At 47.9% G+C, this 16,035-nt stretch carries 6 protein-coding genes; 3 read left to right on the forward strand and 3 right to left on the reverse strand.

Annotated elements, in window-relative coordinates:
- Window positions 1–19 precede the first annotated feature (19 nt).
- The 3 genes from ACWB0I_RS10005 to ACWB0I_RS10015 form a co-directional block, all read right to left on the reverse strand.
- Window positions 20–781: a methyltransferase family protein gene (locus ACWB0I_RS10005; RefSeq protein ID WP_479387920.1), complete on the reverse strand. Its 762-nt coding sequence runs from the start codon at window positions 779–781 to the stop codon at window positions 20–22.
- Window positions 782–797: 16 nt separating this feature from the next.
- Window positions 798–1,769, reverse strand: a complete 972-nt coding sequence (locus tag ACWB0I_RS10010) for a diacylglycerol/lipid kinase family protein (RefSeq protein WP_479387921.1) — start codon at window positions 1,767–1,769, stop codon at window positions 798–800.
- Window positions 1,770–2,208: 439 nt separating this feature from the next.
- A complete protein-coding gene (locus tag ACWB0I_RS10015) occupies window positions 2,209–4,446 on the reverse strand; it encodes an NADP-dependent isocitrate dehydrogenase (RefSeq protein ID WP_479387922.1) in 2,238 nt (745 codons plus the stop codon).
- A 285-nt stretch (window positions 4,447–4,731) separates the two neighbouring features.
- Here ACWB0I_RS10015 and ACWB0I_RS10020 point away from each other — a divergent pair, with 285 nt between their 5' ends.
- The 3 genes from ACWB0I_RS10020 to ACWB0I_RS10030 all read left to right on the forward strand — a co-directional run.
- Complete coding sequence (locus ACWB0I_RS10020; protein ID WP_479387923.1) at window positions 4,732–5,826, forward strand: TolB-like translocation protein; 1,095 nt, start codon at window positions 4,732–4,734, stop codon at window positions 5,824–5,826.
- A 653-nt stretch (window positions 5,827–6,479) separates the two neighbouring features.
- A complete protein-coding gene (locus ACWB0I_RS10025) occupies window positions 6,480–7,199 on the forward strand; it encodes a hypothetical protein (RefSeq protein ID WP_479387924.1) in 720 nt (239 codons plus the stop codon).
- Between the two features lie 114 nt (window positions 7,200–7,313).
- Window positions 7,314–16,035: beta-ketoacyl synthase N-terminal-like domain-containing protein (locus ACWB0I_RS10030; RefSeq protein ID WP_479387925.1), on the forward strand; the 8,722-nt coding region annotated here is incomplete at its 3' end.

Genomic DNA, 16,035 nt, shown 5'->3' on the forward strand with positions numbered 1-16,035 from the left:
CCACTCCTGAGTTAATGCTTTAAGATCGTGAAGGGCCTGGCTTTTTTCCGAATTTAAACCAGTTCTCATGTTCTGCCTTTCCCAGCTGCAGATGAAGCACCGTCCAGAACAAAACGCCAGGCAGGCCAATGATCAGCGCCGGCCAGATCTGGTCTCTAAAGGCGCTTACCAGGAATCCCGGTACAAATAACAGATAGAGCGCATTGTGCAAAGCTCCTTCCGGACTCCAGGCCCACTCCTTAACTACAACAGGCCACTGTTTAAAACCTTTGATTCCCGGAAACAAGCGGTTCACCCGTTTACAGTAATCTGCAAATTGCTGCCCATGCTTCTGGAACAGAGCCTTTTCCTCGTAATGAATAATCACCTGATAATGCAGGAGTAAGAGCACAGGCATCAACAAGCCCACGGCAGGCAATACCAAAGCAAAACCGACAAATGCGATTAAATCGGCACCGTAGATGGGATTGCGTACCAGCCGGTAAGGCCCAATAGTCATCAAATGCTCATTCTGAACTGCAAAGCGCATCATGGTCCTGGGCGTCAGAATGGTACCGGCCCACATTCGTAAAAGCGAAGCTAGAAGCATGAAGCAAGCGGCCAGCACAAAGGCCATGGTTTGAGAAAAGTCCGCGGCAAATCCCAGCCATTTAAACAAAATGCCGCCCAGCATAAAATGACTTTTAAAACGGCCAAAGGCCAGAGCACAAACCAGGGCAACAATAGCGAAAGAAACGAAAATGCGCTTCTCGAACAACCATTTTTGTACTTTGTCTTTCATAGTGTCCTTCTCCCTCTCAACCGACAAGAAAATTCAAAATATTGGGCAGCACGGTGAGTCGGCAGGGCGTAAATCCTAAAAACTCGCCGTCAGCCGCCACCGGCAGCGCTACCTTACTTTTAATTTCCAGGGTCTTAAACTGGAAATAGCTAAAACCTGACCGCAAAATGTGTTCTCCAGTGTAAATGCGGCTTAAGTTCTGCAAACGACTTTTCAAACTTTGCTGATGAACGACCAATACATCGAGCAGGCCATCGTTTAATTTTGCTAAAGGTGTTAATTGCATTCCGCCACCGGTCCGCTGACCGTTTCCAATACTGAGGCCCAGACTGTTAAAAGAGAGACGCGCTGCTCCTTCCAGCACCATTTCGATTTGAGGGGCTTCTGCCCGCACAGAGCAGTAAGCCGCGGTTAAACCAAAGGCCCACTTCCCGCCCATGGTCTTTAACCGATGATTTAACGATTGTACCACCCGGGCCCCGAGACCAATCTGACACTCATTGACAAAAAGCCGATGGCGCTTTCTGCCCTCTAAATTCTGGTAGGTAATCAGGCCCAGATCGATTGATTGTGTCCGCCCGCCTTCAATAATCTGCAACTGCTGCTTCAGATTGGCAGGCAAACCAAGACTCAGAGCCAGTCCCTGACCTGTACCGCTATTTAACAGGCCAAAGCGCATTTTAGTTAACGCCTCTTTTTCGGCAAAGAAGATGGCATTGAGTAAATAGTGCAAAGTTCCATCGCCGCCCATGGCCACCACCGCTGGATAATGGCGATCAAGGATGTAGCGCACCATATCTTTTAACTCCCACCCAAATCGCGTTGTGGAATAGGTGAAGTTGTTTTGCCAGCAGTCACGGACTAATGGTAATAGCCTGTGCCAGCGTTTGAATGTGCGCCCGGCCGCTGCATTCTGATTAATCAGGAAGTGCATTCGATGCTTTGCCTGGCGAATGGGTCTGGCGCTGGCCCTCAATTCGGTTAACATCTGTCGCCTCCTTTGACACCGGTTAAATTGCACCGCTTGCAGTTCTGCCCTTTCCGCGGGACGAGTAGAATCCTAATGCATTACATCTTGTGAAGGAAGTATTTTAAAACGAAAAAAAACAGAACCTGCATCGACGCCTGGCGCGGGCCATCCCGTTAACCGGGAAAAGCCATCGCGTCTTTTACTTCCCATTACGCTATTTCAATTTTGGTGCCAGGAATTAAATATTTTTGTAACAGTTTGATTGTAAATGGGTTACACTATGAAATAATCTTTTTAAAAAAAGATGAGCAGTTTAATTAAGTGAACAGATGTTTAATTTTTTGGTAGCCAAAAGGAATAACAAAACCATGTAGGATGGATTTCTGCAAATGCCAAACAGCCTGAAAAAATTTCAAAGGCCCGGTAGCCTGTCAGGCCCGGGCCATATTGACAGAAATTACAATGTTAGCAGATTGTCAATAATCTTGTTAAATGTGGGACTGGGACGCATTTCGGCAGCCACGCGTTCTTCATCCGGGAAGTAATAACCGCCAATATCCACCGGATGTCCCTGAGCAGCCAGCATTTCGCGATTGATCTTTTCTTCATTTTGGGCCAGTGCTTCTGCCACGGGTTTAAAGCGTTCCTTCAGCCATTGATCTTTGTCCTGCTCGGCCAGGGCGCGAGCCCAATACATGGCCAGGTAAAAGGTACTGCCCCGATTGTCCAGTTCATTTACCTTACGGGAAGGCATTTTCCCATTTTCCAGGTACATACTTACAGCCTGGTCCAGGGTTTCGGCCAGTACCGCTGCTTTTTGATTTTGGGTCTTCTCATAGATCATTTCCAGTGAGGGTACTAAAGCGCAATATTCACCCAGGGAATCCCAGCGTAAATGGCCCTCTTTCAGAAATTGCTGCACGTGTTTGGGAGCGGAGCCTCCTGCCCCGGTTTCGAACAATCCGCCTCCTTTTAACAGAGGCACAATGGAGAGCATCCGCGCACTGGTGCCCAATTCCAGAATGGGAAAAAGATCGGTCAGGTAATCCCTCAGGACATTTCCCGTAACAGAGATGGTGTCCAGACCTTTACGCACACGTCCCAATGTAAAACGCATGGCATCGTCCGGACGCATGATGCGCACATCCAGCCCAGTCAAATCATGGTTTTTAAGGTAGGTTTGTACTTTGGCAATCACCTGGGCATCGTGAGCTCTGCGATCGTCCAGCCAGAAAATCGCCGGATTGCCGGTCACTCTGGCTCGCTTAACCGCTAATTTCACCCAGTCCTCAATAGCTACATCTTTTGTCTGGCACATACGAAAAATATCGCCCGCCTGAACGGCCTGTTCTAAAACAACCTGTCCCTGCTCATCCACACAACGAATGGTGCCCTCTCCAGGCGATTCAAAGGTTTTGTCATGAGAGCCGTATTCTTCCGCTTTTTTAGCCATCAGGCCCACATTAGACACATTGCCCATCGTCGCCGGATCAAATTGGCCATTGCGCTGACAATCTTCAATCACCGTCTGATAAATGGTTGCGTAGCTCCGGTCAGGGATCAGTGCCAGGGTGTCCTGCAATTCGCCGTTTTTGTTCCACATCTTGCCGCCGTCCCGGATGACTACCGGCATGGAAGCATCAATGATTACATTGTTGGGCACATGCAAATTGGTAATCCCTTTGTCGCTATCCACCATGGCCAGATCGGGGCGCTTTTCATAAACAGCTTTGATATCCGCCTCGATTTCTTTCCGCTTTTCTTCCGGCAACTTTTGAATCTTTTGCAAAATATCGGCCAGCCCATTGTTTACATTGGCGCCGATTTCCTTAAGCGTCTCGGCGTGTTTTTCCAGAGCTTCTTTGTAGTAAACCGAAACCGCATGGCCAAACATGATGGGATCGGAGATTTTCATCATGGTCGCTTTTAGATGCAGAGAGAGCAGGATGCCGTCCTCTTTGGCCTCTTCGATTTTTTGCTCATAAAAGGAACGCAATTCGCGTACGTTCATCACCGCAGCATCCACCACCTCTTTTTCTTCCAGGGGCAAACTCTCCTTAAGCACGGTTACATGGCTCTTTTTGTCCACAAATTCAATGCGTGTGTTTGTTGCCTGCTTCATGGTCACAGATCGCTCGCTACCGTAGTAATCGCCCTTCTCCATGTGGCCTACGCGCGTTTTGGAACCCTCTTTGGGCCAGGGTTTCATCAACTTGTGCGGATTCTTTTTGGCAAATTGTTTGACCGCCGGGGCCGGACGCCGGTCTGAATTTCCTTCACGTAAGACCGGATTAACAGCCGAGCCAAGCACTCTGGAATAACGCTTCTGGAGCGCCTTCTCTTCTTCTGTTTTAGGCTCTTCTGGATAGTCCGGCACAGGATAGCCTTTCTCCTGTAATTCTTTGATGGCCGTCTGTAGTTGCGGTATCGAAGCGCTAATATTGGGTAGTTTGATGATATTAGCTTCAGGATCCTGAGTCAACTCGCCCAATTCTTTTAAGGCATCCGGCACGCGCTGATTTTCTTTCAGATAATCAGGAAAATTTGCCAGAATACGACCGGCCAGCGAAATATCTTTCACTTCAAATTCGATTCCTGTATGGCTGGTAAATGCCTTGAGTACAGGTAACAAGGCAAAACTGGCCAGGTAGGGTGCTTCGTCCGTTTTGGTCCAATAAATCTTAAATGATTTCATATTCATCCCCGCTTGTTTAATTTTTGAACATCTGTTTCATTCGTTGTAACAAACTTAATCATTTCTGCACATAAAATGCAATAAAAGACAGGGCATTTTCACAAAGGATGATAATCGTTTTTAATGGAACGACTCCGGAACCATCGCCCTGAAGTCTTAACCGCTCCACATGCTTCAAACAGGCCCTGAAAAAAGACATTACACAATTGATTTTGGTTTCAAACGATCGTAAATTGAAATGCATCCTCAACCCATCATTTTAACATAATTCGAAAGGGTAAAAAAATGTTCAGAATTAGCGCCATTCTGGTAATTATTAGCCTGATTACGGTGTCTTCGTGCGTTTCACCACAAGGCGATTATTACGAAGACGTTTTGTATGGCGAAATTTACCCACAGTTCACGCTTGCTCTGGTCAACAGCAATGGCACGTCCTTACAAAAAAGCAATTTTGGCATGGGGATCAAATTGTTCGTCAATCACAACCAGAATTTACTGCTCATTAACGAGGAACGTTTACAACTGCTGGCGTTGGACAGCATGCGCCTGCTCCAATCGCGGGAAGTGAACTTCAGCCGGCTCTGGGAAGCCGATGTTACCTCAGATGGGAGCCAGGTCGTTTTAAGCGCTGTGGATGCCGATGCCGGCTGCGATCTGTTTTTGATCGATCCTGTCGATTTGAGCATTACAAATCTAACCCATTCCCGTTTTGCTCCGGACCGCTACCCCAATTTCACCAAAGACAATCAGCACATTGTGTTTAACGGATTTGACATGGGCGTTGCTCAATTTTTAATCGTTTACGATTTAAACACAGCACGATTTGATACTCTAACCTCTAAAAAGGATGAACTCAGTCAATTCAACGGATATTTTCCGGCCTTCACCTATATCCATTTCGATTTACAGGATTCGGTGGTCTATTATTACTACAGCGGAGCTTACAATAACCGTTTGAATGGCATTCGCGTGTTTGTTTCTCCAGAGAATAGAGACAGTTTGTTATTGAAACTCATCTATCTTTGGGGGCCTTTGTACATTTCTCAAAACAGCCAATGGGCTCTGTTTGCCGGCGGCGGCAATCCCTATTATTTGACGCTTTTCAATTTAAAAACAGAACAGTCCCGACACATTGCAGAGATGGATAATTACTTCATGGATTACGCTTTAGCGCCCCAAGGAGACAAAATAGCTTACGTACAGGTTACGAAACAGGACACGCTTGGCGGTAAACGATGCAATCCCTACGATGCTTTCAACTTGTGGTTAATCAACCCGGACGGCTCCAATAAAACGTTAATCGGTCACGGGCGCTGGCCTACGTTCTCTCAGGACGGCCAGAAAATTGCTTTTTACCAGGCCTCGTACACCGTCTATTGAGGAAGATTTTTTCTTAATTTTGATTGCAGCCCTTTCATGAAAGTGTTGAGTGATGGTTTTGTTCTAAAGCCGCAGATCTGCAACCATTAAGCAATTCCAGAGAACGCAACAAAGCTAAAAATGCAATAAGGAGCATTATTAAATTAAAAATTACGAATTTTTTGTGAGGGAGCAGGTTGTTATTAAAATACTTCCTTCAAAAGATATAACGCTTTAGCGTGCTAAAATTTTTGTGCTGTGTGAAGAAGTAAAAGCGTTGAATTGTTGATTAGTTGAATGGTTGAATGACCTGTCCACGAGGATCGGGATATCCGTTTCGCTACAACAGGCTGCGCTCGCCAAACTTATCCTGCCTGTCCAAAATAGCCAACCCAACAGAAATTTGAACATCTCATAATTTTTCAGACCATTCACCGCTTTTCATGATCACAACGCACGAACTATCTGCTGTGCCTGGCCTGACAGGCTAATCTGATGCTGGCCTCAAAATACCTTAATAAAAATCCCTGAGCATCATAGGTGATGTGAATCACAATCAAATTTGGCATTAATTGCTAAATATATTGGTGCTTAGTGGGTGAATCTCAAATAAAATGATAAAAAATCGTGGCTGTTATTAATCATTTGTGAGGCAATACATTCAAGGAGGAATTTTGCCTAAAATTCTTTTTCTAAATGGCAACCATACTGTCCATGAGGATGAAATTTCCCTTTTAAGTCAATATTCAGACTGGAAATGGATGATTCAACAGGGAAGTTTTGATGGCAACCGACTCTTCAGAAGTCTGAAAAACAAGGAGATCCATTTTATCATCACGAACAGCATTGCAGCGCCTTTATTGTACAGACTCAGAAAGCAGTTTATTTTAAGCCCGGTCATCTTCTATGCCCCGAGGTTAGATTCGGACACTTTAAAATTCTTGTACAATTCCAACATCAAACATTGTGTAGTTGGCGATGGCCGCCAGGTCCTTTTAATCGACTTATTAAAAAAGCTTTGGGAGGAGCACTGGAAACGGTTTCCCCGGCACCTGATCCCGACCAAACAAAACCATTTCACACGACAGGTTATTTCGTTTATTGAAGAAGAACCGATTAAATTTCTAAACATCAATTACATGGCTAATACATTGCAATTAACCGAATATCAGTTCAGAGAGTTACTGAAAAAAACCTTTAAATCCAATTTCCGTTCCTTTAAACAGAATGTGCTGGATCACTACGAAACGGTCCTATTATTTGAAAAAAAGTTAACGCCCGGACAAATCTACCCGATGCTAAACTATCGTAATCTCTCAGCGTTTAGTCGCTCTTTTCGTTTACGACACGGCACATCCTGGCAAAAAGTGGTGCGGGTACAGGAAGAGACATGAAGATCATCAGGCAAAGGAATTTATTTTTAATGGTGAAATTGTGATTTTTATGGAATCATTTTCTCTGTTTAAAGCGAAATTTTGAGTAAAAAATTTTAACGGGAAAAGCATATCATGGCCCAAAAAAAACGCATTCAACATTTTGAAGAAAAAGATATTAGCACTCTTGTAGAACTGGTCCGCTGGCGGGCCAGCCAGGAACCGGACAAACGCGCCTACACCTATCTTAAAGATGGCAAAAACGCCATCACCATGACCTATGGCGAGCTGGACGCCCGCGCCAGAGCCCTGGCCGCTTCGCTCCAGAAAAAAGGTCTGGCCGGACACAGAGCCCTTTTGCTCTATCCTCCAGGGTTGGAATACATTGTCGGCTTCTTTGGTTGTCTTTATGCCGATGTCATTGCCGTGCCGGCCTATCCACCAGACCCCAACCGCTTAAACCGTTCGCTGCCGCGCTTACAGGCCATTGTCAATGATTCCAAATCAACGATTTCGTTGACTACCGACTCCATCATGATGATGATCCGCATGTTGCGTCTGGGTAACCGAATTGGCAATACACTGGGACGCATGCCCTTTTTACGCAAGTTTCGAACCACCATGCGTTATTTCACGGGAAGCAAATCAGGGGTAGCTGAATCGCACACCTTAGGCGACCTGGAATGGATTTCCACCGATAAAGTGCCCACCAGCCTGGCCAATGAGTGGACCGATCCTCAGGTTGATGAAGACACCATTGCTTTTTTACAATACACCTCGGGCTCTACCGGTGATCCCAAAGGGGTTATTTTAACGCATTACAATTTGCTGGCCAATTCCAGGATTATCAGAGACACAATGCAGTATCCAGAAAATGGTGAAGGTGTTTTCTGGATACCGATTTACCACGATATGGGGCTCATTGGCGGGGTTTTACAGCCCTTGTACGGGGGCGTTCCAAGTACCATGATGTCCCCTATTACCTTCCTGCAGCATCCCTTGCGCTGGTTGGAAGCGATCAACAACATTCCTAAGGACAAAGTGGTAGCCACGGCAGCACCCAATTTTGCTTATGAGCTTTGCATTAAAAAAGCCACGCCGGAAAAAATTGAGCATCTCGATCTCAGCAACTGGTTTTGCGCCTTAAGCGGCGCCGAGCCGGTGCGCGCTTCCACCATGGACCGTTTCACAGAAATTTTTAGCAAGGTAGGTTTTAAAAAAGAAGCCTTCTTCCCGGCTTACGGTCTGGCCGAAGCCACCTTACTGGTAACCGGCTCCAAATCCGACGAAGGCCCGGTCTATCTGCATGTCGATAAATTCGCTTTAAAAAAGAACAAAATTCTGGAGGTTCCGGCAGAAGACGAAAATTCGCAAACCCTGGTGAGCAGCGGTTACAGCCATCCCTTACAAAAGGTGGCTATTGTCAATCCCGATACCTTTGAAGCGTGTAAACCAGGTGAAATCGGTGAAATCTGGGTAAAGGGGCCCAGCGTTTCCTCAGGCTACTACGGCCGAGAAAAAGAGAGCAGAGAGACCTTCCAGAATTTTATTAAAGGCAGCAATGACGGCCCCTATTTACGCACTGGCGACCTGGGTTTTCTTAAAGATCAACGTTTGTACGTTACGGGGCGCGTAAAAGACCTGATCATCATTCGCGGTACCAATCACTACCCACAGGACATTGAAGCAACCATAGAAAGCGCCCATCCAATGATCCGCCAGGGCTGCACAGCGGCTTTCACCATTGAAGAGAGCGGACAGGAAGAGCTGGTTGTTGTAGCCGAAGTACGCCAGTCCAAAAATGCCAATTTCAATGAAGCCATTGACGCTATTCGTCAGGCTATTATCGAAAATCATGACTTGCAGGCCGTGGCAGTGGTTCTGATTAAAGCCAGAACCATTAACAAAACATCCAGCGGTAAAATTCAACGTCGGGCGACGAAAGAAGACTTTTTAAACAACGATTTGCAGGTTGTAGCCGAATGGCGGGCCAAGGCCGCGCCTGTGCAGCCGTCTGTTGAAAAAGAGCCTGCTGAGCTGCCAGAAGCGTGGGAAAGCGCCTTAAAACAGACCGCCACCAAAGATGAGAAAACCAGAGTCATTGAACAATGGTTGATTAAACATCTGGCCGAGAATCTGTCCTTACCCGAATCACAAATCGATATTCGGGCTCCGTTTATTAGTTTTGGTCTGGATTCTGCTCAGGCTGTGGGCCTGGCCGGCGATCTGGAAGATTTTTTGGGTCGTACCCTGTCGCCCACATTAATCTGGGATTACCCCACCATCGAAGAACTGGCCCGCTACCTGGCTCAGGAAGACATCTCCACAGCCATGGCCATGGTCAAAACCAGACCGCAAATGCAGCCCGAAGAACCGATCGCCATCATTGGCATGGGAGCCAAATTTCCCAAAGCTCCGGACTTGCGTGCTTTCTGGGAATTATTAAAGAACAACGTAGATGGCATAAGCGAAGTGCCGCCTGACCGCTGGGATGCCGACCAATTTTACAGCCCGGAACCAGCGCCCGGTAAAATGATTACCAAATCCGCCGGTTTTGTGGAAAACGTCGATCTGTTTGACGCCAACTTTTTTGGTATTTCACCAAGAGAAGCCGTACAAATCGATCCCCAGCAACGACTTCTGTTGGAGGTCACCTGGGAAGCCTTTGAACACGCCGGTTTACCGGCCAACAAAATCATGGGCAGCAAAACAGGCGTTTTTGTGGGCATCAGCTCCAATGATTACATTCGCCTGCAGCACGGACATTTAGACAAGATCAATCCCTATTCCGGCACAGGAAACGCCTTTAGCATTGCCGCCAATCGCATTTCCTATCTCTTCGATCTGCAGGGGCCCAGCCTGGCCATCGACACGGCCTGTTCATCTTCGCTGGTGGCAGTACACGAGGCAGCCCAAAGTCTATTAAACGGCGATTGCGACATGGCCATTGCCGGCGGCGTTAATTTGATCTTATCGCCGGAACTGTCCATTACTTTTTCACAGGCCCACATGCTTTCACCGGACGGCCGCTGCAAAACGTTTGACGCCAACGCCGATGGCTACGGACGCGGCGAGGGCGCCGGCGTGGTCATCTTAAAACGCCTGAGCGATGCCCTGAACGACGGAGATCGCATTCTGGCAGTAATCCGGGGCAGCGCCGTAAATCAGGACGGAAAAAGCAACGGCATTACAGCGCCAAATGGCCTGGCTCAGCAAAAGGTCATATTAGCCGCTCTTTCCAATGCCGAAGTAGAACCCGAACAAATCCAGTACGTGGAAACCCATGGCACGGGCACGCCCCTCGGTGACCCCATTGAAATTGAAACCTTGAAACGCGTGCTCCTGCAAAAGCGTAGCAAAGAGAATCCTCTGTACATCGGTTCGGTAAAAACCAATATCGGCCATCTGGAATCCGCAGCCGGCATTGCCGGATTAATCAAAACAGTTCTGGCGCTGTACCATCAAGAAATTCCGGCCCACCTGCACTTTAAGGAATGGAATCCGCATATCAAATTGAATGGCGAACCGTTACACATTCCCACGCAAAATATGCCCTGGAAAAAAGGTCAGCGAAAACGGCTGGCCGGAGTCAGCGCTTTTGGTTTTGGAGGAACCAATGCCCACGTAATTGTGGAAGAGGCGCCGGAAATTACGCCGCCCGACCCTGATCGTGGAAAACACATCGATCAAAAGCCCTTCATCTTGCCGCTCTCGGCCAAAACGGAAAACGCCCTGAAAGACCTGGCCCGTTCCTACTCGCGTTTTATGCATAGCCAATTAGACGACGATCCCGACCGGCTTTACGACCTGCTTTACACCGCTGCCTTAAAACGCACCCATCTGGATCAGCGCCTGGCGGTCATAGCCCAGAGTAAGTCAGAATTAGAGCAGCATTTACAGGATTTTACAGAAAACAAAGAGAACGCCCATCTGATCAGTGGCGTAGTGAATCCCAATATCCATTTTAAAATCGCTTACGTCTTTTCCGGACAGGGACCGCAATGGTGGGCCATGGGCCGCGAATTGTACCATAGCGAGCCCGTTTTTAAAGCAACTATAGATCGCATCTCCCTGTTACTCAGTGAGTACACGAACTGGAATTTAACAGAAGAACTCCTGGCCGATGAGCAGCGCTCCAGACTGGACGAAACGGAAATCGCCCAACCGGCCCTGTTTGCCATTCAGGTGGCCCTGGTGGCTCTGTGGCGAACATGGGGTATTTTACCCGATGCTGTGGTCGGTCACAGCGTTGGAGAAGTGGCCGCCGCCCATGTTTCCGGCATCCTCAGCCTGGACACGGCGGTTAAGGTTATTTACCACCGCAGTCGCCTGATGCAAAAAGCGACCGGCCAGGGCAAGATGGCAGCCATCGATTTGCCGCTGGATGAAGTACAAAAACTGATTGCCCCCTTCTCCGACCGCCTGTCCATCGGAGCGCACAACAGCGTAAGCTCCACAGTCATCTCCGGCGATGAAGCGGCCATTGACGCCGTTTTGTCCCAATTAAAAGATAAAGATATCTTCTTCAAAAAATTACCGGTCAATTACGCTTTTCATAGCCCGGTCATGGATGCCTATCTTGACGAGTTGCGCGAATCGCTGGAAGGCATCCAGGTACATCAGATGCAGATTCCCATTGTTTCGACCGTGAGCGGCAGGTTCGCAGAAGACGATGACTACAATGCCGAATACTGGACGCGAAATGTCCGGCAATTTGTCCACTTTTCGCAGGCCATTGATCAGCTGCTGGAGAAAAATTTCAATATTTTTATTGAAATTGGTCCCCATCCGGTGCTTAAAAATTATCTAAAACAAAATGTGATGGAAGTTCAAAAAGAGGCCTGGATTTTACCTTCTTTGCGGCGCAAAGAGCCGGAGCGCCAGCGTATGCTTAGCTCCCTGGCCACACTGTTTACCATGGGCTACCCTGTGGATTGGTCCAGATTGTACAACAAAGTGGGACAATTAATGGATGTCCCGTTTTATCCCTTTCAACGCCAGCGCTTCTGGATTACCGATGAACTAAAAAGGGAGAACGAAGCGATCAGCAGCGATCAGACTGCTGCGGTTCATCCTCTGCTGGGCACCGAAACACGCTCGCCTTTTTTCCCGGCGCGCACTAACTGGACCATTAAGCTGGACGGTAAGTACCTGAAATCTTTCATGACCTCTGCCAATCTGGAAGCCTCGTTCTTACCGGAAACCGCCTACCTGGAAATGGCGGCCGCTGCCTCCGCGCAGGTGTTCGGTCAGCGGGAAGTGGCCCTGAACGACCTGCTGTTTAAAAATCTGTTCACTTTAAGCGACAATCAAAATCGTGAATTACAATTTAGCCTGATTCCCGTTTCACCTAAAAAAGCTTATTTCCAGGCTTACAGCCGAATTCGGGGCAACTCCTGGCACGAATGGAAATTACACAGTCTGGGAACCATTAACAGAGACCTCAACCTTCAGCAAGACAAGCCGATCTCCATCAGCCAGATCATGCAGGAAGCGCAGCCCATTTCGGCAGAAATGCTTGAACAGTTGCCGGCACGGTTTGACGCTTTGAAAAACTCCATTGAAGCGATGTGGCAAAATGGCAATCAATTGTTGGCCAAAATGAACCTAAGCCAGGTGCGCACCCCTTCTGACCAGCCCTACACCATCGACCCGCTGATTATTAACAGTTGTTTTCAATTGATTGCCTTAAAGCTGGCCGAAAAAGAGCGTCCTCTGCCGCCGTTTACCTTAAAAGCCATTAAATCCTTAAAATTAGTTCGTGCCCCACAAGACGAGTTCTGGGTTTTTATCAGAAACACCTCCCACAACGGCGATGTGTCGATCGACCTGACCTTACTCGATACCGATGAAAATGTATTGATGCAAATTGAGGATCTACGTTTCAAAGCCATCCCCATGCATGAAGCCCTGGCCAATATCAGTTACACACTGAGCTGGAGCGAGCTGCCGGATGCAGGTCCCCACACACAAAAAAGGCCGCTGGGGAACCGCTGGCTCATTTTCAGCGATCAATCTCCTCAAGCACAGCAATTAACAGCCTGGTTAAACGAAAAGGGCTTTGAACAATTTACCATCATTTCCGGCGAGGAAAACGCTTTTCACGATGATCAGACCCTGAGTTTAGACAGTGCCCGATTAGAAGAAGCGCTTACCCTACTCGATCCGTTGATCACGAACAATACGGAAGCCTTCTACCTCTGGTCTTTGGATTCTGAAATTAAAAACGAGCAATTCCTGCGTAGTTTAACCAACGCCATTTGCCCCAGATTAAAGAACTTCTGGCTAATCACGCAAAATGCCTTTTCTGTTAATGGCAGTGTAACCGATAGCGATCCGGAGCAGGCTCTACTGGGTGACCTGCTCTTCAGTTTTGGCAGAAATCAGAAAAACCTAAAACAGATCGATGTGGATGTGTTCGACCCGCGTACCCTGTTGAGCGCCATCCAGATACCCCTCAAAGATCAGCGTCTGGCTGTGCGTCACAAAACTTTTTACGTGCCACGCTTAAAACGCCAGGTGCCCGTCAAAGCGCAGGCTCCAACGCCAACACAGATCCAGTTACCCGTCCGGCGTTACGAACCGGCTGACCACGAAGTTGAAGTTGAAATCAGAGCCCTGGGCTTAAACACCCGAGACCTGCACCTGGCCGACGAAAGCCAACCCGGCGCCCTGCATAAAATCGGTATTGAATTTGCCGGGGTAGTCACCCGCACAGGAAAAGAAGTTACAAGTCTCAAAACGGGCCAGAAGGTGATGGGCCTCATTCATCACGGCTTTAAAAAATTTGCTCTGACCGATGCCCACCTGGTTATTCCCATGCCCGAACATTTAACTTTTGCCCAGGCGGCGGCTCTGCCCTTCCACTTTTTCACAGCACATTATGCCCTGAACTATCTGGCGCAAATACAACCGCAAGAAAAAATCCTGATTCTGGACGCCGACACTCCCATGGGCCAGGCCCTGATCCAGGTGGCCAAAGAGCGCCAATGCACGGTCCTGGCCACGATCAGAGATGAACAGCAAAAAGTAGTCATGGAAGCCTTAAAGGTCGATCACCTCTTTTCCGGAAACAATATGAACTTTATCGACGAAATTCTGCACATCACCGGCAATGCCGGCGTGGATGTGATTGTCAATACTTCTTCCAGTGAAAACGTGGTCAACAGTTTTGCCCTGCTGAAAGATTTCGGCCGCTTTGTTGAATTGAATCCGCGGGACTCTTTTGGTCAGTCCATCGTGTACCACAATCTGCGTTACAATATTGCCTTTTTTGCCGTCGATCTTGAAAACTTAGCGCTCCAACAACCCAAATTAATTCAGCGCATCGCCAGCGAAGTGCAACTAAAACTGGAAAAACAACAATACCTGCCGTTGGCCATTAAAACTCTGGCTTTCAATCAAGTGGGCCTGGCCTTACACAAAATGCAGAAATCTAAAGGCAATGAAAAATTTGTGCTCAGTTTTGAACAGAAAGGCGTAGCTGCAAAGCCAGTGTCGCCCGTCTTCCTCAGCGACGCCCGCTACCTGATCGTCGGTCCCAAAACTGTAAATACCATGGGACTCATTCAGTTGATGATCAAACAGGGTGTGCAGACCATTGATTTTCTGCCCCTGAATGGCCCGGGTCAGATTGATCTGCCCGAAAATGTGCAGGAAATCGATTTTTTAACCGACCGCTACATCTCAACTAAGGGCCTGCACGGTTTGATTATGGATCTGGGACAAATCCATCCCGATTACCTCATTGAAAATCTGGCTACCATTGAAGCGCTCTTCTTGAAAACCTACGATCTGCCTCTGGACTTTTTTATTACAATCAGCCGCTTTGTGCTAAATGATGAATCAACACAGGAACAGACGCACTTTAGTCTGGATCACTACTTGCTTTCATTGCACAAAAAACGGTTGTCAGCTGATCTGCCCTCATTGCATGTGCAGTTAGGTGGCGCGCTGCCGGACGATCTTTCGGTAGCCATAGGCCGCTGGTCGATTCTCAATGAATTAATCCCCATCGAAAAAGGCCATCTGATCATCACGGAAACCAACTGGGAAAATCTTTTCGCTAACCGATCACCGGAGCACATCCCGTCCATATTACACGAATTGCTGGCCTTACAAACAAACCAGGAAACTGCTTCCACAGCGGGCCAATCGCTAACGCGATCCGACGTACAGGCCATGAATCCCGAAGATCGTTTTGATCTGATCCGCGATTATTTGAGTCAGGTACTCTCCAGGGTGATCAAAGTGCCGGCGGCACAGATCAACCATGAGTTGCCCATCACGCAGTTCGGTATTGATTCGCTAATGGCCATCGAATTAAAAAATACCGTTGAAAGTCAGTTGGAGATCGGGGTTCCCATTGCCACGCTGTTGCAGGGGCCTTCCATCAACGATCTTACCAACCTGGTACTGGAACAGATGGAAAGCGCCAAACAGGAAATCGAAAAAATCAAATTTGCCCGTCGGGCCCTCAGGGCCAGCGAGCCTCTTGATTTCAGACTTTCCCATGGACAACGGGCCATGTACTTCCAGCACACCATGAATCCGCAAAGCGTCTTTAACCTGGCCTACGCCGTGCGCATCCGTTCGCAGGTAGATACCGATCTGATGCGGGAGGCCTTCCAAAAATTGATCGACCGCCATCCTGCGCTGCGCACCACCTTCCATTTAAAAGACGGCGCGCCCGTTCAGCGCATTCATCCAACCATGCCCGTCTTTTTCATGGAAGAAGATGTGCAGGCCCTGAATGAGGAGCAGATTAAGCACCGCCTGCAGGAAGAGGTGGAAAGCCATTTTGATCTGGAAAACGGGCCGCTCATGCGCATTTATCTGTTTAAACGCAGCGAAAACG

It is taken from the genome of Caldithrix sp., assembly GCF_056497305.1.